We start from the raw sequence: 19,394 nt of genomic DNA, 5'->3' as shown, positions 1-19,394 counted from the left end.
ATCACCGCCCCACCGCCGACAGCTTCACCGCCGTGGCGAAGTCCTTGTCCCGCAAGATCTCGCGCGCCGCGTTGCGTCCGGGATTGCCCGACACCCCGCCGCCGGGGTGCGTGCCCGCGCCGCACATGTAGAGGCCCTTGATCGGCGCGCGGTGGCTGGCGTTGCCCAGGAACGGCCGGGCGGCCCAAAGCTGATCCAGCGACATGTGGCCGTGCATGATGTCGCCGCCGATCAGGCCGAACTTCCGCTCCAGGTCCAGCGGCGACAGGATCATCCGCCCCAGCACCGAGGCCTTGAAGTTGGGGGCCCATTTGTCGACCGTGGCGATGATCAGGTCGGCGGCGGCCTCGCGCGCGTCGTCCCAAGAGGCCCCGTTCGGCAGGGTCGGCGCGAACTGCTGGCAGAACAGGCTGGCCACGTGCTGGCCTGGCGGGGCCAGGCTGGTGTCGATGGTCGAAGGGATCAGGATCTCGACGATCGGCGCGGTGCTGATGCCGCCCGCCTTGGCGTCGCGATAGGCCGCGTCCATGTAGTCCAGGCTGGGGGCGATCACGACGCCGCTCTGGTGGTGCTCGGCCATCGCCTTGCCGGGCAGGCAGGTGAAGTCCGGCAGCTCGGACAGGGCGACGTTCATCCGGAAGGTGCCCGAGCCGTTCTTGTAGCCGTCGACCCGCTTGCGGAAGTCGGCAGTCAGGGCCGAGGGCGGCACCAGCTTGCGATAGAGCAGGGCGGGATTGACGTTGGCGCTGACGATCGGGGCCATGACCTGGCGGCCGTCGACCAGCTGCACGCCCACGGCTTTCGCGCCGTCGACGTGGACGCCCTCGACCGGCGCGTTCAGCAGGATTTCGACCCCGGCCGCCTCGCAGGCCTTGGCCATGGCCTGGGTGATCGAGCCCATGCCGCCGACCGCGTGGCCCCAGGCGCCCTTCTTGCCGTTCACCTCGCCGAAGGTGTGGTGCAGCAGCACGTAGGCCGAGCCCGGCGTGTCGGGGCTGGCGAAGTTGCCGACCACGGCGTCGAAGCCGAACGCGGCCTTGACCGGGTCGCTCTCGAACCAGCCATCCAGCACATCGCGGGCGCTCTTGGTGAACAGGTCCAGCAGGTCGCGCTTGCGCTCGCGCGACAGCATGGCCAGTCGCCCGCCCTGGCGCAGCGCCCGCAGCAGGCCGGGCAGGCCGTCGCCCAGGTTCGGCGGGGTCTCCTGGGCCAGGTCGCGCAGCACGTCGCCGATCTCGTCCAGCATGGCGTAATAGGCCGGCAGCACCTCGGCGTCGCGGCGGCTGAACTTGCGGAACTCCTCCTGGGTGCGCTCCAGGCCGCCGCCCAGCTTGATGTACTTGTCGTCCGACAGCGGCAGGAAGTTGGAGATCGGCCGTTCCAGGAAGGTCAGGCCGTAGTCGCGCAGGCCCATGTCGGCGATCACCCGCGGGTTCAGCAGGCTGACCGTGTAGCTGGCCACTGAGTTGCGGAAGCCGGGATGGAATTCCTCGGTCACCGCCGCCCCGCCGACCACACCGCGCGCCTCGCAGACCGTGACCTTCAGCCCGGCCTTGGCCAGGTAGAAGGCGCAGACCAGCCCGTTGTGCCCCCCGCCGATGATCACCGCGTCGCGGGTTTGGGTGGTGGCCATGGTGCTCTCCCCAGAGTGTGGGGAGAGTGTTGCTGTACGATCGTATAATAGGCAAGGGGGGGAGCTGTCGCGGAGCGACTGAGGGGGCCAGCTGGAAGTCGGCCGCGTTAGCCCCCTCCGACCCTCTGGGCCACCTCCCCCGCGACGCGGGGGAGGATCTATCGCGCCCCCTAAGCCGGGTTCCGCACGCTCGGCCGCTGCTCCACCCGGGCGCGCCAATCGCTCAGCGCCGAGCAGTCGCCGGGCACGGGGATCTCGGCGTAGCCGGCGAAGACCAGGCCTTCCAGCACGGTGATGTCGGCCATCGAGAACTGGTCGCCGGCCACATAAGGCTGGTCGCGCAGCACGCTGTCGAAATAGCGCATGCCCGCCTCGGCCGTCACCCGGCGGCGGCGGCCGAAGTCCTCGCGGCCGGCCCAGTCGGGCGACTTGTGGGCTTGCAGCTTGGGGCCCAGGCCCGGGGTGGCGTGATGGAAGTAGTCGCCGATCGGGTCGATCAGCTCGGACTCGGCCCGCTTCTGCATCATGTGGATCACCGCCTTTTCGCGTGGCGTCTTGCCGGTCAGCACCGGATTTCCGTCGAGGTTGTCGACATATTCGGTGATGGCCGTGCACTCGGCGATGAACAGGCCGTCGTCCAGTTCCAGCACCGGCACCGTGCCCGTGGGGTTCTTGGCCAGGAAGGCGGGATCCTTGTGCTCGGCGCCGGGCAGGTCGACGTTCACGAACTGGACCTGGTCGGAAAGGCCCTTCTCGGCCAGGGCGATGCGTACGCGCAGCGGGTTCGGAAAGCCGGGGACGTCGTGGATCTTCATGGTCTGCTCCATCAATCTATCTACCAGTAGGTAGGTAACGGCCCGAGGTAAGGGCTTTCGTCGGACGGAGTCAACGTCTATCTACTGGTAGGTAGTCAGGAGCGCCGATGAACACCCACGACACGCGGCAGACGATCATGGACACCGCCCGGGCCATGGTTCAGGCCAAGGGCTACAACGCCCTCAGCTTCCGCGAGGTGGCCAAGGACGTCGGCATCAAGAGCGCCAGCATCCACTACTACTTCCCGACCAAGGGCGACCTGGGCGCGGCCCTGGCGCGGCGCTACACCGAGGACGCGGTCGGCTATTTCGAGCACCTGCTGACGCGCGGCGACGATGTCGAGACCACCTTCCGCGCCTATGCCGACGTGTTCCGCGCCGCCCTGCGCGACGACAACCGCATGTGCCTGTACGGGATCATGGCCGCCGAATACGCGGACCTGCCGCCGGAGGTCCGGGTGGCGGTCGACGCGTTCAGCGCCGCCAATGTCGCCTGGCTGAGCCGGCTGCTGGCGCCCCGCCATCCCGACCTCGACGAGACGGCTCTGCGCGCCCGGGCGCTCGCCGTCTTCGCCGCCATCGAGGGCGCCCAGCTGGTGGCGCGAGGCCGCGGCGACATCGCCGTGTTCGACCAGATGCTGGCGGCGTACAGCGCCGCGGGGCTGACGCCGTAGGGGGGGGTGAGAAATCCCTCTCTCATAGAGAGAGGGAGGGGCCCATCGCATAGCGATGGGAGGGTGAGAGGTTACAATCTCTCCGAACGAGGCACGCCTTCTTCCCGCTCTCCCCGGGGAAGGCCGGGGCCCAGATCGAACCCGCCAACGCTCGACAGGTTGATGGGGGCGCTTCTCGGATCATCCCAAGCCGCTCAGGCTGAATCTGGACCCCGGCTTCCGCCGGGGAGGTCGGAGTCTGGCGGATCAGGGGAATCGAGGTTCGCCGGCTGGCGGTGAAACCTCTCACCCTCCCACCGCCTGCGGCGGCGGGCCCCTCCCTCTCTCTCAGAGAGAGGGGTTCCTGTGATCGCTACCCCACCTCCGCCTTGCCGCGCGCCGTCAGCCAGTACATCACCGGCGTCGCCACGCGGCTCAGCAAGGTGCTGGTCACCAGCCCGCCGATGATGGCGATGGCCAGCGGCGAGTAGAGGCCCGAGTGCTCGATCGCCAAGGGCAGCAACCCGCCGATCGCGGTCACGCTGGTCAGCAGCACCGGCAGGAAGCGCACCTCGCCGGCCTTCTCGATGGCGTCGTGCAGGTTCATGCCTTCGCGACGCAGCTGTTCGGTGAAGTCGACCAGCAGGATCGAGTTCTTGATCTCGATGCCAATCAGGGCGACCACGCCGATCGTGGCGGTGAACGACAGCGACTCGCCAGTCAGGAACAAAGCTAAAACCGCGCCGAACACCCCGAACGGGATGATGCCGGCCACCACCAGGGCGGTCTTGAACTTCTGGAACTCCAAGACGAGCACCGCCAGGATGCCGAACACCGCCACCAGCACCGCCGCGCCCAGACCCGCGAAGCTTTCCGACGCCGCCTCGGCCTCGCCGCCCAGCGACAGACGGTAGCCGGGGGGCAGGGGCAGGTCCCTGGCCAGGCGCGCCACCGCGTCCCGGGTCACGCCCGACGCCAGGAAGCCGGTGCGGACATAGGAACTGATGGTCACCGTCCGCTCGCGGTCGAAACGGTCGATCCGCGAGGGGCTGGACTTCAGTTTCGGCGTGGCGATGGCGTCCAGCGGCGCGGCCAGGCCGTCGGCGGTCGGGACATAGACGCCCTTCAGCGCCGACAGCGGATTGCGCGGCGCGCCGTCGACCTGCTCGGTCGGCAGCCGCACCTTGACTGCGTAGTCGTCGCCGTCCGGGTCGCGGAAGCGGGCGGTCTCCTCGCCGGACAGGGCCAGGCGGGCGATGCGGCGGGGCGCGCCGGCCGGGACGCCCAGGGCGGCGGCCTTGGCCTCGTCGACGCCCAGGTCCAGGTCGGTGCGGTCCAGGCGGACCGGGTTGGTGACGTCGCGCGCGCCCGGCGTCGCCTTGAGAATGGCTTCCGCCCGGGCGGCCAGGGCCTTCAGCACATCGAGGTTCTGGCCGGTCAGGCGCACGGCGATCGGCGCGTCGATCGGCGGGCCGTTCTCGAAGATCAGCACACTGATCCGTGCGCCCGGAAAGCTGGCGAAGTCCTTGCGCAGGCGGTCCAGCACCGCCTCGCTCTTGCCCGGCTCCCAGCGTTTCAGGCTGACGAAAACCTCGGCGAAGGTCGTCGAACTCTCGCGCTGGTTTCGGTTGTAGAAGATCTGCGGATTGCCGCGCCCCAGGTTGGCGGCCTGCCAGGCGACGTCCGGCTCGGCCTTCAGCCGGCGCTCGACGTAACGCAGCACGCGGTCGGTGCGGGCCAGAGACGAGCCGTCCGGGGTCTCGACGCGGATCAGGAACTGCGGCGTCTCGGCGGCCGGGAACAGGCTGGAGCCGATCAGCTTCGCCAGCGGCAGGGTGGTCAGGCACAGGGCCAGCAGGATCGCCAGGGTGACCCACGGCCGCGCCAGGGCCCGGTGCAGCACCGGCCGGTAGAAGCGGTGGATGCCGTCATTGACCGCCCGCAGCAGCACGTTGCCCTCGGGGTCGGAGTGCTTGTCCAGCACCCGGCTGGCCAGGAACGGGATGATGGTCATCGAGACCAGCAGCGAGGCGGCGATGGTGCACAGCACCGTCACCGGCAGCGACTTGATATAGGCCCCCGAGCCGGCCGGCAGGGCCATCAGCGGCAGGAAGGCCAGCATCAGGGTCGCGGTGCAGCCCAGCACCGCCAGGCTGATCTGGCGCGTGCCGTTGATCGCCGCCTCGACCCGGTCCTCACCCTCGCGCACCCGGCGGGCGATGTTCTCGGTGATGACGATGCTGTCGTCGACCAGCAGGCCCAGGGCCAGCACGAAACCGGCGATCGACAGCTGGTTCAAGGTGAAGCCGAACGCCTGCAGCATGGTCAGGCCGATCAGCAGGCTGAGCGGGATCGAGACCATCACCACCAGGCCCGCGCGGGGCCCTAGCGGCAGCAGGGTGATCAGCACCAAGGCCAGGGCGATGCCGAAGTCGCGGAACAACTTATTCAAACGATAGTCGACGTTCTCGGCCTGGACGAAGCCGCGCTGCAGCTTGACGCCGGCGGGCAGGGTCTTCTCGTAGTCGTCCAGCACCGCTTGCACGGCCTTGGTGATCCTGGCGACGTCCTGGCCGTCCTTCTGGGTCACGGTGACGAACACGGCCCGCTGGCCGTTGAAGCGGGTCAGGTGCGAGGGCTCGGCCTGGGCCCAGGCCACCGTGGCGACGTCGCGGACGCGGGTGACCTGGCCGCCGACCGCGCGCACCGGCGTGTCGGCCACGGTCGCCAGGTCGTGGAAGGCTCCGCCGGACTTGACGTTGAAGCGCCGCTCTCCGGCCTGGACCGCGCCTATGGGCGCCTCGGCCCCGGCCGATTTCAGCGCGTCGGCGACGGCGGTGGCGGGCAGTTTCAGGGCCGACAGGCGGGCGAGGTCCAGCGTGACCTGCACCTGCGACGGCGGCGCGCCCCAGTACTTGGCCTCGCGCACGCCCGGCACGCGGTCCAGCCGCTCGCGCAGCCGGTCGGCGGTCTTTTCCAGCCGGCGCATCGGCAGGATGTCGGAGGTCAGGGCGACCTGGACGATGGCGACTTCCGAGGTCCGCACCCGCTGGATGTCGAGCAGGGTCAGACCTGCCGGCAGGTTGCCGCGGATGGCGTTCACCTCGCGGACCACTTGGTCGTACTTGCGCTCGGCGTCGACGTCCCAGGTGAAGTGGACGCGGATCGTGGCCGCGCCGTCCGAGCTGGTCGACTCGACCTTGTCGATGTTGTCGAGGCCGTCGACCGCGTCCTCGATCGGGTCGACGACCAGTTGCTCGATCTCCGACGGCTCGGCCCCTGGCAGAACGGCCCGGATGATCACGATCGGCGTGGGGAAGTGCGGGTCCTCGGACCGCGGCACGGTGTTCAGCGCATTGATGCCCAGCATCACCAAGAGGCCAAAGGCCACGAGGGTGAACTGCCAGCGGCGGACGGCGAAGGTCGCGAGGTCGAACGTCACGGCTCAGCGGTCCAGACGGGTGGGATCGATGACCCGCACGGCCTCGCCATCGGCGACGAAGCCCGCCCCGGCGGTGATCACCTGGGTTCCGTCGGCCAGGCCGGCGACCAGGGCGTCGTCGCCGTCGAAACCGCCGAAGGTCACCGGCGTGCGCCGGGCCTTGCCATGGTCGAAGCGGAAGACGAAGGCGCGCTGGCCGTTGGCCTCCAGCACCGCCTCGGCGGGAATGCGGGCATAGGCCGTGGTCGCGCCGGGCGCGGCGCGGACGGCCAGGCTGGCGTGGGCGATCTGGCCGCTGCGCAGGGCGGGCGGCGGCGCGGACAGCTCGATCTCGACCGCGATCGCCCCGGTGCGGGTGTCGGCCGCCTCGCCGACGCGGGTGACGCGGCCGGCGAGGCGTTGGCTTCCCCCATTGGCTTGCAGGTCCTCGACCTTCACCTGGGCCGTGTCGCCGACCCGGACGCGCGAGGCGTCGCGAGCCGCCAGCGGCAGGCGCAGGACCAGCGGGCTGGACAGGTCGGCGACCCGCGCCACCACCTGGCCGGCGGCCACCACCTCGCCCGTCTGGGCGCGGCGCTCCAGCACCACCCCCGACACCGGCGAGACCAGGCTGGCCCAGCGGCGGTCGAAGCGGGCGGCGTCATAGGCGGCCTGGGCGGCCTTCAGGGCGCTTGCCCGGTCGTCGAGGCGCTGGCGGCTGACATAGCCCTTGTCGAACAGGGTCTTGTCGCGCTCGACGTCGCGACGGGCCCGCTCCAGGTCGGCGCCGGTCTGCTGCTGGCGGGCGTCGACGCCCGCCGGATCGATGGCGGCGATGGCCTGGCCGGCGCGGATGCTGTCGCCGGCCTCGACCCGCATGGAGGTCAAGACGCCGGGGATGCGGAACGACAGCGCCATCTCGCGACGGCGCTCCAGCGTGCCCGCGCCGCCGACTGAGCCCGCCGCATCGGGCGCGGCGACGCGGGCGGCTTCGACCGGCGTCGGCGCGACCGGATCGTCCACCTTGGGCTTGGCGTTACAGGCGCCGAGCGCCGCCGCGACCAGCAGCACCACTGAGGGGAGGGTCGGCGTCCGCCACATAGACTGTTCCAAATCGATCAGTGATAAGTTATCAGTGATCGACAACGCTCGCTTGTCAAGCTTCGGCGGTGATGCTCAAGGACGTTCGATGAAGTCTCCCGCCCTCCGAGTTGCGAAAAGCCGTTCCCCGCGTAAACCCAAGGGGCAGGGCGCCGAGCGCCGCGAGGAGATCCTCGACGCGGCCCAGAGCCTGTTCGCCCAGAAGGGCGTCCACGCGGTCTCGACCCGCCAGATCGCCGAGATCGCCGGCATCTCGCAGCCGGCCCTCTACGCCTATTTCGCCACCAAGGACGACATCGCCGCCGAGCTGTGCGTGCGGGCCTTCGCGATCCTGGCCGAGCGGATGGCCGCCGCGCGGGTCGGCTACACCCCGACGCCGGAGAATTTCGAGCGCTGCCTGCGGGTCTATATCGACTTCGGCCTGGACCACCCGGACGCCTATCGGGTGGCCTTCATGCTGGAGAAGAGCGGCGACGGCAGCTTCTTGGAGAGGACCGGCGGCCGGCCGATGATCGCTGGCCAGGAGGTGTTCGCGGTGTTCGTCGAGATGGTCGGCGAGCTGCATGCGCGCGGCCTGATGGCCGGCGACGACGTGATGGCCGCCACCCAGTCCCTGTGGGCCGGCCTGCACGGCCTGGTGTCGCTGCTGATCGCCCGGCCCGAGTTCCCCTGGATCGATCGCGAGCGGTTGATCGCGACGCACGTGGTCATGCTGCGGCGTGGGGCGTTGAAATAAGGGCCTCGCGCCTCTAGATGACGCCCTGCTCTTTCGGGAAGGATCCCCCATGGCCACGCTCCTGCCGCTCCAATCGTTCAGCCTGCAGGAGACCGACGACGGCTACCGCCTGCTGGTCTCGGCCATCGGCGGCGAGTCGCTGTACGTCTCGATCACTACCGACCAGATGGACGACATCATCGACAGCCTCGAGAACGCCATGGGCGGCGAGAGTGACGGCGAGGGTGAGGATGAGGTCGACGACGTCGAGTACTAGGGCGCTCGGCCATCCCTTTTCATCCGACCTTCCCGGCGAAAGCCGGGATCCAGATCCCATGGCGTTTGGGCTGATGGGAAGAGCGCCGAGCTCATGGAACCCACTCCAGCGCTCTTCCAGCTGGGCCCCGGCTTTCGCCGGGGAAGTCGGAGTGGGGTTAGGACGCTTGTAGCTCCGCCAACGCCCGCAACCCCCGCGCCAACGTCCCCCGCTTCCCCGCAGCGCCGAGCGAGATCCGCAGGCCCTCGCCAATCGCACCCGGCGCCCGGAACGCCTCGGCCCCGACCAGCGCCAGGCCCCGCTCCCGCGCCGCCGCGCTGGCCACCGCGCCCGGCAGCCACACGTGCAGGCTTTCCGGCCCACCAACCGCCGTCGGCAACCACTCCGCCGCCAGCGCCCGCCGCGCCACGGCCTCTTCCCGCACCCCCGCCAGCACCCTGGCGGCCACCCCCTCACGGATCCAGCTGGTGACCACCGCCGCCATCAGCGGCGCGGGCATCTGGGCGATGGCATGCAAGGTCGCCGCCAGCCCCTCGGCCTGTCCCGGCGGCGCGACGACATAGGCCAGGCGCAGGCCCGGCGAGAGGGCCTTGGCGGTGGTGGCGACATGGAACACGCCCTGCGGCCACAGGCTGGCCAGGGCGGGCAGGGGCGCGGTAGGCAGCAGGCCATAGGCGTCGTCCTCGATGATCATGACGCCGGCCTCCCGGGCGATATCGGCGACCGCTTGGCGTCGCGCCAGGTCCATGGTCGCCGCCGTCGGGTTCTGGAAGGTCGGGGTGCAGCAGATCAGGCGCGGCCGGTGCTCGGCGAGCAACCGCGCCAGGGCCTCGGGCTCCAATCCCTGTTCGTCCAGCGGGCAGGCCACGACGCTCAGCCCTCGTCGGGCGGCGGTGGCCAGAAGGCCCGGATAGGCGAAGGCCTCGACCAGGATCGTGTCGCCCGGCCGTGTCAAATGATCGAGCAGGGCGGAGAGCGCCGTCTGCGCGCCGCTGGCGACGATCACCCGCGCGGGATCGACCTCGCCGAGGGTCGGCGCCAGCCAGGCCGCGCCCGCCGTCCGCTGGGCCAGGGAGCCGGCGCCGGGATGGTAGGCCATCAGGATTGCCGGATCGGTGCGGGCCAGGATCGCGCCTGTCGTCTCGCGCAGCAGGGCCGCCAGGTTCAAGCCCGCCGGCGGCGGCGGCAGGTTCATCGACAGGTCGACCAGCCCCGCCTCGTCCTCGTTCATCCGTGAGCGGATGAAGGTGCCGCGCCCGGGGGTCCCTTCGATGAGGCCGCGCTCGCGGGCCAGGGCGTAGGCGCGGGTGACGGTGGTCAGATCGACGCCAAGCAACCGCGCGACCTCGCGCTGGGCCGGGACCTGGTCGCCGGCTTGCAGCTCTCCCTCGGCCGCCGCGTTTTCAAGAGCCTGGGCGATCCGGCGATAGGCGGGGCCGTCCAGCGCCTCGAAACGGCGCAGCCAGGCGGCGGCGGGATTCGGTGATCCCTTAGTTGTCGTCACGGCGCGAAATCCATACATTATCTTCGGAATGTATGGATCTATTTCGCGATTGTAGGAAGGGGGCTTCGATGCCCGACCATGAACCGATTTACGACTCCCCGACGCCGATCGAGGCCGGCCTGAAGTGCCGCTGCCCCCGCTGTGGAGAGGGCAAGCTGTTCCAGGGCTTCCTGAAGCTGGCGCCGAAGTGCGACCGCTGCGGCCTGGACTTCTCGTTCGCCGACCCGGCCGACGGCCCGGCCTTCTTCGTGATGAGCGGGGTCGGGATCGTGATCATCGCCATTTTCGCCTGGATCGAGGTCGCCTTCCACCCGCCGGTCTGGGTGCATTTCGTGACGGTCTTCCCGGCCCTGATCATCGGCTGCCTGGCGACCCTGCGGCCCGTGAAGGCTTGGCTGGTCGCCGCCCAATACATCAACAAGGCCGAGGAAGGCCGCTTTGAGAGCCTGGGGCGGCACGATTACGATCCGAGAAGGATGTAGCTGCACAAAACCCGACCTCCCCGGCGAAAGCCGGGGCCCAGATCTCACGCGGCGGCGCTGATTGGAGGGGCTCAGCGGTTCCAGAGCCCACTCCAGCGCTCTTCCATCTGGACCCCGGCGTTCGCCGGGGAGGTCGGATGAGTGGGAGGAACGGCCTAAACCCCCAGCGACCCCGCCACCTGCCGCGTCGCCGCGTTCAGGCGGTTCCAGACATTGATCGCCGAGATGCTGATCAGCAGGCCGGCCAGGGCCTTGTCGTCATAGTGTTTGGCGGCCTCGTTCCAGACGTCGTCCGGCACCGGGTCGGTCTTGTCGGCGACGCGGGTCACGGCCTCGGCCAGGGCCAGGGCGGCGCGCTCGGCCTCGGTGAAGTAGGGGGTGTCGCGCCAGCCGGCGACGGTGGCCAGGCGCTCGGGGCTCTCGCCCGACTTGGCGGCGGCGCGGGCGTGCATTTCCAGGCAGACGCCGCAGCCGTTGATCTGGCTGACGCGCAGGTGCAGCAGCTCGTGCAGGGTCTCGGGCACGCCCTCGACATGGGCGGCCTTGCTCAGGGCCATCAGGGCCTTCATGGCGTCGGGCAGCACGAAGGCGGGCTGGGTCATACGGGCTTGCATGGGAGAATCTCCGTAGGTTTGTTGCGTCTCGACGCCCGTCGCCGGTCACATCCGGCGGTTTGCGTTCGTCGAAGGTGTGACGAAGCCCGACGGAGCGATGTGACCGATGCCGCCAAAAAGTCCTGAGAAAAATTATCTGGCCGACAAGTTCGAGGCCGATCGGAGCCGCCTGCGGGGCGTGGCCTATCGCATGCTGGGCTCGCTGCCCGAAGCTGAGGACGCCGTGCAGGAGGCCTGGCTACGGCTGAGCCGCGCCGACACCAGCGGCGTCGACAACCTCTCGGCCTGGCTGACCACCGTGACCTCGCGCGTGTGCCTGGACATGCTGCGCAGCAAGAAGTCGCGGCGCGAGGACGCCCTGCTGGAGGGCGGCCCTGAACCGTCGGTCAGCGGCGAGGACGCCATCGAGCGCGAGACGATCCTGGCCGACTCGGTGGGCCTGGCCCTGCTGGTGGTGCTGCAGGCCCTGTCGCCCGCCGAGCGCATCGCTTTCGTGCTGCACGACCTGTTCGACATGCCGTTCGACGAGATCGCCCCGATCGTCGAGCGCACGCCCGACGCCGCCCGCCAGCTGGCCAGCCGGGCTCGCCGGCGGGTGCGCGGCGGCGAGGCGCCGCTGGACGCCGCCCAGACCGCCCAGAAGAGCGTGGTCGACGCCTTCCTGACCGCCTCACGCACGGGGGACATGCAAGGGCTGCTGGCGGTGCTGGACCCGAACGTGGTGGTCCGCGCCGACGTGTTCGCCGGCGGCGGCCAGACCCGCGAACTGCGCGGGCGCGAGAAGGTGGCGGCCTACTACGACGGTCTCGCCAAGACCGCCCGCACGGCGCTGGTCGACGGCAAGATCGGCGCAGTCGTCGCCCCGCGCGGCAAGCTCTACCTGGTGCTCGACATCAAGGTCGAGAACGGCAAGGTCGTCGAGATCACGGCGGTGGGCGACCCCGAACGGCTGGCGACGCTCGAGCTGGCTACGGTCTAACCGCTGATCACCGAGGTCACCTCGCCGACCTCGGCCCAGCCCATGGCGCGGTACAGCGCGCGGCCGTCGGGAGTGGCGATCAGAACGCCGGTCGCGGCGCCCCGCGCCAGGACCGCGGCCGACAGCCGGTTCATCACCGCCTTGCCCAGCCCCAGCCGGCGGTGGGCCTCTTCGGTGACGATGCGATCGAAGGTGGCGACGGCCCCGTTCAGGCCGCATCGGCCCGTGGCGGCCGGCGTTCCGTCGGGCGCGTCGATCTCGAGGTTCACGGTCAGTGGGCCTTCGACCAGCCGCGCGGAATAGCCCGCCGGCAGGGCGGCCTCGGCGGCGGTCAATGTCGTCGTCATCAGCCAGTGCGCGTCGCGAGGCGTCCAGCCGTCGGGCGTCAGCGCCAGCACCGCCGCGCGCGGGGCCAGGGCCTCGACATAGACGAACGGCTCGGTGACGCTCGCGACCAGGCGGCGATAGGCGTCCGGCTCGAAGGCGGTCAGCACGTGGCGGCCCACCTGCTCGGGCAGGTCGATCCGCATCCACAGCCCGGCCGGGCCCGGCTCCGGGTCGAGATAGCCGCGCGCCCGGCAATAGCCGACGGCCCAGGTCTCCAGCGTGACCATGGCGGCTACTTCAGCAGCGCCTGGCCCCGCCGGTTCAGCTCGTCCTTGATCTTGCCGGCCGCCATGCCCAGCAGGCCGGGCAGGGACAGGTCGAGGCGGGCGTGGTCGTCCAGCACCTGGACGACGCCGGTGATGGTCTGGCCCATGGCCACGGCCGAGAAGTTCAGCACGTCGCCGGCCCAGCTCTGCGAGAAGCGGCTGGGATCGCCGCCGGGGATCTGGCCGGCCAGCTGCGCCAGGCCGCCTTCCAGTCGGCGCTTGGCTTCGGCCGCGCCCAGCTGGTGGGGGATGTTGATGCTGACGGTCTTGGCCATGGCGGTCCTCGAGAAGCTCACCGGCGAAACGCGGCCGGTCTTCGTCCGGTTCTATACGTCCGAATCTGGCGCATGGCACGGCCAAGGTCGTGTCCATCAGATGAGCCTCCTTCAGACAAGGGCCCGACATGACCGATCTCGCCATGCCCCAACCGTTCACCGCCCGCCGCACCGCCCAAGCTCGCTTCGTGCGTCCGGGCCGTCCGGGCGGCGTGCTCGGCGCGATCCACTATGCCGGGGTGCTGCTGGTCTGGCTGGCCCTGTTCGTCGTCGACCGTCCCCTGGCGCTGAGGGTGATGGCCGAGCGCCGCGCCGACTCGCCGATCCCGCGGCATTGGGGTTGGTAGTCTCGGTGGTCTTGGGGGGGGCTGGTGAAGTCGCCCGAAACGCGCCATCCCTTCGCGGATGTCGATCGTCGTTTCCGCCCGCCCGGTCTCGCATCCGCTGAAGGCCCCGTTCCGCATCTCGCGCGGGGTCAAGACGACCGCCGACGTGGTCGAGGTGACCGCCACGGCCGACGGCCATGTCGGACGCGGCGAGAGCGTACCCTACGGCCGCTACGGCGAGACGGTCGACAGCGTGCTGGCCCAGCTGGGGCCGGTGCTGGCCTCGGATGACGTGGACGCCGCGTACGCGGCCCTGCCGCCCGGCGCGGCCCGCAACGCCCTCGACCTGGCCCTCTGGGACCTTCGCGCCAAGCGCACCGGCGTCAGCGTCGCGAGCGCCACCGGTCTGCCGGTCCCGCCCGCCCTGGTCACCGCCGTGACGGTCAGCCTCGACACGCCCGAGGCGATGGGCCAGGCGGCGAAGGCGGTCGCCGACGCGCCGCTGATCAAGGTGAAACTGTCGGCCGACGACCCCGCCGCCCGCCTGCGCGCGGTGGCCGCCGCGGCCCCGAATTCCCGCTTCATCGTCGATCCCAACGAGGGCTGGACCTTCGCGATCCTCAAGGACCTGAAGCCGCTGCTGGCCGACCTGCCGATCGCCCTGGTCGAACAGCCGCTGCCGGCCGACGCTGACCACGACCTCGACGGCTGGGATCCGCCGTTCACGGTCTGCGCCGACGAGTCCGTCCATGTCGGCGGCGACCTGGCGGCCCTGCGCGGCCGCTACCAGGCGGTGAACCTGAAGCTGGACAAGACCGGCGGCCTGACCGAGGCGGTGTCGATGCTGCGAGCGGCGCGGGGCCTGGGCTTCCAGCTGATGACCGGCTGCATGGTCGCCTCGTCCCTGGGCGTCGCGCCGGCCCTGCACCTGGCCAGCGCCTGCGACTTCGCCGACCTCGACGGGCCCTGGTGGCTGGCCGTGGACCATCCCGGCGGCCTGCGGGTCGAGTGCGGTAGGATCACGCCGCCGAAGCCGGGGTTCTGGGGTGATGGGGTGGAGGCCGAGGGTCTGTGGCTGGGCTGAGCCTTCCTCCCCCTCTGGGGGAGGGGGACCGGCGAACGCCGGTGGAGGGGCCCTGTGCGTTGGCCAACGCACGACCGCTTCGCGGACCCCCTCCGTCTCGCTGCGTATTCGCAGCGATCCACCTCCCCCTAATGGGGAGGAGAGGATCCTCTCTAGCGCCCCAGCTTCTCGATCAGCGCCATCGCCGCCGCCGGATTGCGCACCTTCGCTCCGGCGATGAAGTAGGCGAACACGTCGCCGCGCTCGGCCCATTTACGCGCCTGCTTGACCACCCCGTCCAGCTCGTCCGAGGTCATGCCGGTCGGCTCGTCCGGCTTGCTGGACATCAGGCGGGCATAGGTGAAGTCGGCGGTCGGCTGGTCGATGCAGGGCCAGGTCGGCTCTTCGTCGTCGACGGCGTAGACGATGGCCGCGCCGTACTTGGCGGCCAGGTCGTAGAACTCTTGGCAGGCGAAGGTCGGGCTGCGGACCTCCAGCCCGTGGCGCATCGGCAGGCCCTTCAGCTCCTTTGGCAGTAATTTGAGGAAACCCTCGAAATCAGCCGGATCGAACTTCTTGGTGGCCATGAACTGCCAGTTGATCGGGCCGAGCTTCGGACCCAGCTCCTCCATCCCCTGCGACAGGAATTTCTGCAGCGAGTCGTTGTTCTCGGAGAGCACCTTGCGGTTGGTGCAGAAGCGGCTGGCCTTGACCGCGAACACGAAGTCGTCCGGCGTCTCGTCGCGCCACTTCTGCCAGCTGTTGGGCTTGAAGGTCGAATAGTAGGTGCCGTTGATCTCGATGCTGGTCAGCTTGGACGACGCGTATTTCAGCTCGTCCTTCTGCTTCAGGTCATCGGGATAGAAGGCCCCGCGCCAAGGCTCGAAGGTCCAGCCGCCGATACCCGTCCGGATCACGCCCTTGGCCATGTTTGTTCCCTTCCTGTTCACGGCGAACCTAGGGGAACTCGGCCGCCTCGTCGAGAGTGATTCAGGCTGCCAGCGGCTGGCCGAAGGTGATCCAGAAGCGGTTCAGGTCGCGGATGATGAACTCGCGCATGCCGTACTCGGTGTCGTGCGGCGGCTCGAACACCTCGACCCGGTCCTTGAGGCTGTCGAACAGGGCGTCCAGGCCGTCGTCGACGGTCAGGTAGAGGTCGACCTCGCGCCGCTGGGCGTCAGAGGCCTTGCCACCAGCGTTGAACATCACCGCCCCGTCGCCCAGGGTCAGCCGCGCCCAGCTCCAGGCGCCGTCCAGATTGTGGAAGCCGGTCAGCACGAAGCCGAGGTCGCGATACCAGTCGGACGCGGCCCGCACGTCGGGCACGTGGATCAACGGGGTGATGGAGCCGGGCATGGGGTGGTCCTCCGACGGGGAGCGTAGCGCGTCCGGCTGGATCTAGGCTAGCACTCCCCCACCTGACCCGCTGCGCGGGTCGTCCGCCCCCAAAGACGGGCGGAAGGGGATCACCTTCTTCCCCCTCCGGGGGAGGAGCGCCCCCCGGGTCGCGCGAAGCGCGCGCCCGAGGACAGGCTCCGGCGCGGAGGGGGCAAGTCCTCAGCACTCCACCCGGTTGACCGACAGGCCCACCGCCAGGCCGCCCATCGAGGTTTCCTTGTAGATCTCGTTCATGTCCTCGCCGGTGCGCTTCATCGTGGCGATGACCTTGTCGAGGCTGACCGAGTGCTGGCCGTCGCCCAGTAGGGCCAGGCGGGCGGCGTCGATGGCCTTGATGGCGCCCATGGCGTTGCGCTCGATGCAGGGGATCTGCACCAGGCCGCCGATCGGGTCGCAGGTCAGGCCGAGGTTGTGCTCCATGCCGATCTCGGCGGCGTTCTCGATCTGGGCGTTGGTCGCGCCCAGCGCGGCGGCCAGGCCCGCCGCGGCCATCGAGCAGGCCACCCCGACCTCGCCCTGGCAGCCGACCTCGGCCCCGCTGATCGAGGCGTTGCGCTTGTAGAGCGCGCCGATCGCCGCGGCGGTCAGCAGGAAGACGCGAACCTGTTCGGGCGCGCCCTTGTGGAAGCGCACGAAGAACCGCAGCACGGCCGGCACCAGGCCCGCGGCGCCATTGGTCGGGGCGGTGACGACGCGGCCGCCGGCGGCGTTCTCCTCGTTGACCGCCATGGCCCACAGGTTGACGAAATCCATGGCCGCCAGCGGGTCGCTCATCTGGCGCTCCATCCGGCCCAGGATGGTCTGGTGGATCTGGCGGGCGCGGCGCTTGACGGTCAGGCCGCCGGGCAGCACGCCGTCCTGGCGCATGCCGCGATCGATGCAGGCCTCCATGGCCCCGAAGATGCGGTCGAGGCCGGCGTTCATCTCGCCCTCGCTCATCCGGGCCAGCTCGTTGGCGGCCATGACCTGCGCGATGGTCAGGCCGGCCGCCTCGGCGCGCCGCAACAGGTCGTCGCCGCTCTCGAACGGGAACGGGATGGCCGGCCCCTCTTCCGGCGGAGCGTTGCTGCCCATCTCGCGCTCGTCGCGGACGAAGCCGCCGCCGATCGAGAAATAGGTGCGCTCGGCCAGGATGACGCCAGCGGCGTCAAAGGCCGAGAAGGTCAAACCGTTGGGGTGCTGGGGTAGACGCTCGTGGCCCAGCCAGACGATATCGGTGACCGCGTCGAACGCGATGGGATGGTCGCCGCCCAGGGTAAGCGACTGGGTCGCCTGGACCTCCAGCAGGGCAGCCTCGCCGGCGTCGGGATCCAGGTCGGCCGGCACGAAGCCCATCAGGCCCAGAACCACGGCCCGGTCGGTGGCGTGGCCACGGCCGGTCAGGGCCAGGGAGGCGTAGAGCTTGATCTCGACCCGAGCGACGGCGGGCAGCTTCCCGGCTTCGCGCAGCCGGCCGACGAACAGCACCGCGGCGGTCATCGGCCCCATGGTGTGACTGCTCGACGGGCCGACGCCGAGTTTGAACAGGTCGAAGACGGAGGCGGTCATTTCAGAAAACTTCGCACAATCAGCTTGTCATCCCGGAAGCCTCGCAGAGGCTGTCCGGGACCCAGGGGCGGCGCGCACCGCGCTTCGTCACCCCCTGGGTCCCGGCTCTACGCTGCGCTCCGGCCGGGATGACACGGGAGGAGCGCTTCAACGATCTTACTTCCGCTGCGCCGACGTCTTGTCGCGCAGGGCCTTGAACTCCGAGCCCGCCTGCCACTTGGGCCAGACGCGGGAATTGGCCAGGTCGGCGCCGATCTCGTAGACCAGGCCCAGGTCCATGGCCTGGCCGCTGAGGTCCCAGTCGGCCCGCCATTCGTCGGCCGGCTGGTGGTAGCGGTTGTCGGTGTAGTCGGCCTCGGCCTTCTCGCCGGCTTCCTTGCCGCCCTTGTAGAGGTCGTTGCCCGAGCCGATCGAGATGGCCGGCACGCCGCGCTTGGCGAACGGGAAGTGGTCCGAGCGGTAGAAGTGGCCGGCCTGCGGGGCGGGGTCGGGCGTGAAGTAGCGGCCGTGCAGCTTGGCCTTGGCGACCAGCATGTCCTGCAGGTCGACCTTGCCGTCGCCGGACGTGCCGACGTCCTTTGCCGGACCGGCCGCCGACAGGGCGTCGATGTTGATGTCGCCGACCGTGGTCGCCAGCGGGAACAGCGGGTTGGCGCCGTAATACTCCGAGCCCAGCAGGCCCTTTTCCTCGGCGGTCACGGCCAGGAACAGGATCGAGCGCTGCGCCGCCGGGCGGCTCTTGAAGGCGCGGGCCAGCTCCAGGATGCCGGCGATGCCGTCGGCGTTGTCGACGGCGCCGTTGTAGATCTTGTCGCCGCGCGCGTCGGGCGCGCCGACCCCCAGGTGGTCCCAGTGGCCGCTATAGATGACGGTCTCGTTCGGATACTTGGTCCCGACGATGCGGCCGGCGATGTTCTTGGAGACGATCGTCTCGTGCTTGACCTTGTAGTCGGCCGAGAACGTCGCGCCGTTCAGCGCCACCGGCTTGAAGTCGCGGCTCTGGGCCTGCGTCTTCAGGGCGTCGAAGTCGAGGCCGGCCTTCTTGAACAGCTCGACGGCGGTGTCGCGCTGGATCCAGGCTTCCAGCGACGGATGCTGCTTGGTTGGCGCCTTGCGGACGATGTCGAACATCACGTTGGTGTTGGAGTTCTTGACCGTGTTCCAGCCGTACGAGGCCGGGGCCGTCTCGTGGACGATCAGCACGCCGGCGGCGCCCAGGCGGGCGGCTTCCTCGTACTTGTAGGTCCAGCGGCCGTAATAGGTCATGGCCTTGCCGCCGAAGTCGCCGGATCCGGTCTCGAAGTCCGGGTCGTTGATCAGCACGACCAGGATCTTGCCCTTGACGTCCAGACCCTTGAAGTCGTCCCAATTGCGCTCGGGCGCCTTGACGCCATAGCCGACGAAGACGATCGGGGCGTCCTTGATCGAGACGGCGTCGACATTGGTCATGGCGGCGCGGACGGCGATCTGCTCGCCTTGCGTCCAGGCCTGCTTGTCGCCGCCGACCGTGACGCCGGCGCTGACCGGGCCGGTGATCTCGAACTTGCCCAGCGGCACGTTCTGGGTCCAGGCGCGCTTGCCGTCCTTCTGGAGGTCGCCGGCGGGGGACAGGCCGATGGCCTTCATCTGGTCGACGATGTAGCCGACGGCCTTCTTCTCGCCCGCGGTGGCGGGACCGCGACCCTCGAATTCGTCGGACGACAGCACCTTGATGTGGGCCGACAGCTTGGCGGGGTCGATCTTAGGCGCTTCAACCGCGTGCGCCAGCATGGGCGCGGCGAGAAGGGCGGTGGTGAGCAGCAGGCGTTTCATCGAGGGCCCTCTTGAAGGGGAAATCTTGTCGTTGGCGCGGACCCTAGTGGGGGTTTTCGAGCGTGGCTAGGGGCTGGGCCTCGGGAAAGCGCCCCCTCCGTCACGCTGCGTATTCGCAGCGCGCC

19 protein-coding genes are annotated in these 19,394 nt (G+C 69.8%); 7 read left to right on the top strand and 12 right to left on the bottom strand.

Annotation, left to right across the window (positions count from 1 at the left end; all coding sequences use genetic code 11):
- Window position 1: 1 nt before the first annotated feature.
- Together AC1DSO_RS03360 and AC1DSO_RS03355 are read right to left on the bottom strand one after the other, a co-directional pair.
- Window positions 2-1,633 (bottom strand): phytoene desaturase family protein, encoded by a 1,632-nt coding sequence (locus AC1DSO_RS03360; RefSeq protein WP_477067492.1) that lies wholly within the window; start codon window positions 1,631-1,633, stop codon window positions 2-4.
- 170 nt (window positions 1,634-1,803) lie between these two features.
- On the bottom strand, window positions 1,804-2,448 hold the full coding sequence (locus AC1DSO_RS03355) for a glutathione S-transferase (RefSeq protein ID WP_477067491.1): 645 nt from the start codon (window positions 2,446-2,448) through the stop codon (window positions 1,804-1,806).
- 107 nt (window positions 2,449-2,555) lie between these two features.
- Here AC1DSO_RS03355 and AC1DSO_RS03350 point away from each other — a divergent pair, with 107 nt between their 5' ends.
- Window positions 2,556-3,122, top strand: coding sequence for a TetR/AcrR family transcriptional regulator (locus AC1DSO_RS03350; RefSeq protein WP_477067490.1), 567 nt, complete (start codon window positions 2,556-2,558; stop codon window positions 3,120-3,122).
- 352 nt (window positions 3,123-3,474) lie between these two features.
- Here the strand turns inward: AC1DSO_RS03350 and AC1DSO_RS03345 are convergent, their stop codons facing one another.
- Window positions 3,475-6,543, bottom strand: coding sequence for an efflux RND transporter permease subunit (locus AC1DSO_RS03345; protein WP_477067489.1), 3,069 nt, complete (start codon window positions 6,541-6,543; stop codon window positions 3,475-3,477).
- A 3-nt stretch (window positions 6,544-6,546) separates the two neighbouring features.
- Complete coding sequence (locus AC1DSO_RS03340; RefSeq protein ID WP_477067488.1) at window positions 6,547-7,635, bottom strand: efflux RND transporter periplasmic adaptor subunit; 1,089 nt, start codon at window positions 7,633-7,635, stop codon at window positions 6,547-6,549.
- 76 nt (window positions 7,636-7,711) lie between these two features.
- Here AC1DSO_RS03340 and AC1DSO_RS03335 point away from each other — a divergent pair, with 76 nt between their 5' ends.
- A complete protein-coding gene (locus AC1DSO_RS03335) occupies window positions 7,712-8,359 on the top strand; it encodes a TetR/AcrR family transcriptional regulator (protein WP_477067487.1) in 648 nt (215 codons plus the stop codon).
- A 49-nt stretch (window positions 8,360-8,408) separates the two neighbouring features.
- Complete coding sequence (locus AC1DSO_RS03330) at window positions 8,409-8,615, top strand: hypothetical protein (RefSeq protein ID WP_477067486.1); 207 nt, start codon at window positions 8,409-8,411, stop codon at window positions 8,613-8,615.
- Between the two features lie 157 nt (window positions 8,616-8,772).
- On the opposite strand, the gene AC1DSO_RS03325 is transcribed toward AC1DSO_RS03330, so the two are convergent.
- Window positions 8,773-10,137, bottom strand: a complete 1,365-nt coding sequence (locus AC1DSO_RS03325; protein WP_477067485.1) for an aminotransferase-like domain-containing protein — start codon at window positions 10,135-10,137, stop codon at window positions 8,773-8,775.
- A gap of 50 nt (window positions 10,138-10,187) precedes the next feature.
- Here AC1DSO_RS03325 and AC1DSO_RS03320 point away from each other — a divergent pair, with 50 nt between their 5' ends.
- On the top strand, window positions 10,188-10,601 hold the full coding sequence (locus AC1DSO_RS03320) for a DUF983 domain-containing protein (protein ID WP_477067484.1): 414 nt from the start codon (window positions 10,188-10,190) through the stop codon (window positions 10,599-10,601).
- A 155-nt stretch (window positions 10,602-10,756) separates the two neighbouring features.
- On the opposite strand, the gene AC1DSO_RS03315 is transcribed toward AC1DSO_RS03320, so the two are convergent.
- Window positions 10,757-11,215, bottom strand: a complete 459-nt coding sequence (locus tag AC1DSO_RS03315; protein WP_477067483.1) for a carboxymuconolactone decarboxylase family protein — start codon at window positions 11,213-11,215, stop codon at window positions 10,757-10,759.
- A gap of 106 nt (window positions 11,216-11,321) precedes the next feature.
- Between AC1DSO_RS03315 and AC1DSO_RS03310 the strand changes: the two genes are divergently transcribed.
- Complete coding sequence (locus AC1DSO_RS03310) at window positions 11,322-12,194, top strand: sigma-70 family RNA polymerase sigma factor (protein ID WP_477067482.1); 873 nt, start codon at window positions 11,322-11,324, stop codon at window positions 12,192-12,194.
- Here the strand turns inward: AC1DSO_RS03310 and AC1DSO_RS03305 are convergent.
- Together AC1DSO_RS03305 and AC1DSO_RS03300 are read right to left on the bottom strand one after the other, a co-directional pair.
- Complete coding sequence (locus AC1DSO_RS03305; RefSeq protein WP_477067481.1) at window positions 12,191-12,808, bottom strand: GNAT family N-acetyltransferase; 618 nt, start codon at window positions 12,806-12,808, stop codon at window positions 12,191-12,193. The two genes, AC1DSO_RS03310 and AC1DSO_RS03305, sit on opposite strands and share 4 nt — an antisense overlap.
- 5 nt (window positions 12,809-12,813) lie before the next feature.
- Window positions 12,814-13,122: a polyhydroxyalkanoic acid system family protein gene (locus AC1DSO_RS03300; RefSeq protein WP_477067480.1), complete on the bottom strand. Its 309-nt coding sequence runs from the start codon at window positions 13,120-13,122 to the stop codon at window positions 12,814-12,816.
- Between the two features lie 128 nt (window positions 13,123-13,250).
- Here AC1DSO_RS03300 and didA point away from each other — a divergent pair, with 128 nt between their 5' ends.
- Complete coding sequence (gene didA, locus AC1DSO_RS03295) at window positions 13,251-13,469, top strand: DNA damage-induced SOS-independent cell division inhibitor A (protein WP_477067479.1); 219 nt, start codon at window positions 13,251-13,253, stop codon at window positions 13,467-13,469.
- A 58-nt stretch (window positions 13,470-13,527) separates the two neighbouring features.
- Entirely contained in the window at window positions 13,528-14,532 is a 1,005-nt protein-coding gene (locus AC1DSO_RS03290; protein ID WP_477067478.1) for a dipeptide epimerase, read from the top strand.
- Between the two features lie 152 nt (window positions 14,533-14,684).
- Here AC1DSO_RS03290 and AC1DSO_RS03285 read toward each other — a convergent pair whose 3' ends face one another.
- The 4 genes from AC1DSO_RS03285 to AC1DSO_RS03270 all read right to left on the bottom strand — a co-directional run bounded on the left by AC1DSO_RS03285 (window position 14,685) and on the right by AC1DSO_RS03270 (window position 19,269).
- Window positions 14,685-15,440, bottom strand: a complete 756-nt coding sequence (locus tag AC1DSO_RS03285; RefSeq protein WP_477067477.1) for a DUF72 domain-containing protein — start codon at window positions 15,438-15,440, stop codon at window positions 14,685-14,687.
- A 61-nt stretch (window positions 15,441-15,501) separates the two neighbouring features.
- A complete protein-coding gene (locus AC1DSO_RS03280) occupies window positions 15,502-15,867 on the bottom strand; it encodes a VOC family protein (protein WP_477067476.1) in 366 nt (121 codons plus the stop codon).
- Window positions 15,868-16,068: 201 nt separating this feature from the next.
- Window positions 16,069-17,457, bottom strand: coding sequence for an L-serine ammonia-lyase (locus AC1DSO_RS03275; protein WP_477067475.1), 1,389 nt, complete (start codon window positions 17,455-17,457; stop codon window positions 16,069-16,071).
- A 156-nt stretch (window positions 17,458-17,613) separates the two neighbouring features.
- The gene (locus tag AC1DSO_RS03270; RefSeq protein WP_477067474.1) at window positions 17,614-19,269 is read right to left on the bottom strand and encodes a M28 family metallopeptidase; all 1,656 of its coding nucleotides are present in this window, start codon (window positions 19,267-19,269) and stop codon (window positions 17,614-17,616) included.
- Between the last annotated feature and the right edge of the window lie 125 nt (window positions 19,270-19,394).

The organism is Caulobacter sp. P4_E5 (genome assembly GCF_056401555.1).
Note: the sequence above shows the minus strand (reverse complement) of the source record. Positions and strands in the feature narration are given on the sequence as shown.

What these genes read in the sequence shown, in the direction of transcription:
- AC1DSO_RS03300 (WP_477067480.1), bottom strand. Translation starts at nt 13,122, where the DNA reads ATGGCCAAGACCGTCAGCATCAACATCCCCCACCAGCTGGGCGCGGCC.
- AC1DSO_RS03285 (WP_477067477.1), bottom strand. Translation starts at nt 15,440, where the DNA reads ATGGCCAAGGGCGTGATCCGGACGGGTATCGGCGGCTGGACCTTCGAG.
- AC1DSO_RS03335 (WP_477067487.1), top strand. Translation starts at nt 7,712, where the DNA reads ATGAAGTCTCCCGCCCTCCGAGTTGCGAAAAGCCGTTCCCCGCGTAAA.
- AC1DSO_RS03310 (WP_477067482.1), top strand. Translation starts at nt 11,322, where the DNA reads ATGCCGCCAAAAAGTCCTGAGAAAAATTATCTGGCCGACAAGTTCGAG.
- AC1DSO_RS03280 (WP_477067476.1), bottom strand. Translation starts at nt 15,867, where the DNA reads ATGCCCGGCTCCATCACCCCGTTGATCCACGTGCCCGACGTGCGGGCC.
- AC1DSO_RS03355 (WP_477067491.1), bottom strand. Translation starts at nt 2,448, where the DNA reads ATGAAGATCCACGACGTCCCCGGCTTTCCGAACCCGCTGCGCGTACGC.
- AC1DSO_RS03330 (WP_477067486.1), top strand. Translation starts at nt 8,409, where the DNA reads ATGGCCACGCTCCTGCCGCTCCAATCGTTCAGCCTGCAGGAGACCGAC.
- AC1DSO_RS03325 (WP_477067485.1), bottom strand. Translation starts at nt 10,137, where the DNA reads ATGTATGGATTTCGCGCCGTGACGACAACTAAGGGATCACCGAATCCC.
- AC1DSO_RS03315 (WP_477067483.1), bottom strand. Translation starts at nt 11,215, where the DNA reads ATGCAAGCCCGTATGACCCAGCCCGCCTTCGTGCTGCCCGACGCCATG.
- AC1DSO_RS03290 (WP_477067478.1), top strand. Translation starts at nt 13,528, where the DNA reads ATGTCGATCGTCGTTTCCGCCCGCCCGGTCTCGCATCCGCTGAAGGCC.
- AC1DSO_RS03305 (WP_477067481.1), bottom strand. Translation starts at nt 12,808, where the DNA reads ATGGTCACGCTGGAGACCTGGGCCGTCGGCTATTGCCGGGCGCGCGGC.
- AC1DSO_RS03350 (WP_477067490.1), top strand. Translation starts at nt 2,556, where the DNA reads ATGAACACCCACGACACGCGGCAGACGATCATGGACACCGCCCGGGCC.
- didA (WP_477067479.1), top strand. Translation starts at nt 13,251, where the DNA reads ATGACCGATCTCGCCATGCCCCAACCGTTCACCGCCCGCCGCACCGCC.
- AC1DSO_RS03320 (WP_477067484.1), top strand. Translation starts at nt 10,188, where the DNA reads ATGCCCGACCATGAACCGATTTACGACTCCCCGACGCCGATCGAGGCC.
- AC1DSO_RS03360 (WP_477067492.1), bottom strand. Translation starts at nt 1,633, where the DNA reads ATGGCCACCACCCAAACCCGCGACGCGGTGATCATCGGCGGGGGGCAC.
- AC1DSO_RS03270 (WP_477067474.1), bottom strand. Translation starts at nt 19,269, where the DNA reads ATGAAACGCCTGCTGCTCACCACCGCCCTTCTCGCCGCGCCCATGCTG.
- AC1DSO_RS03275 (WP_477067475.1), bottom strand. Translation starts at nt 17,457, where the DNA reads ATGACCGCCTCCGTCTTCGACCTGTTCAAACTCGGCGTCGGCCCGTCG.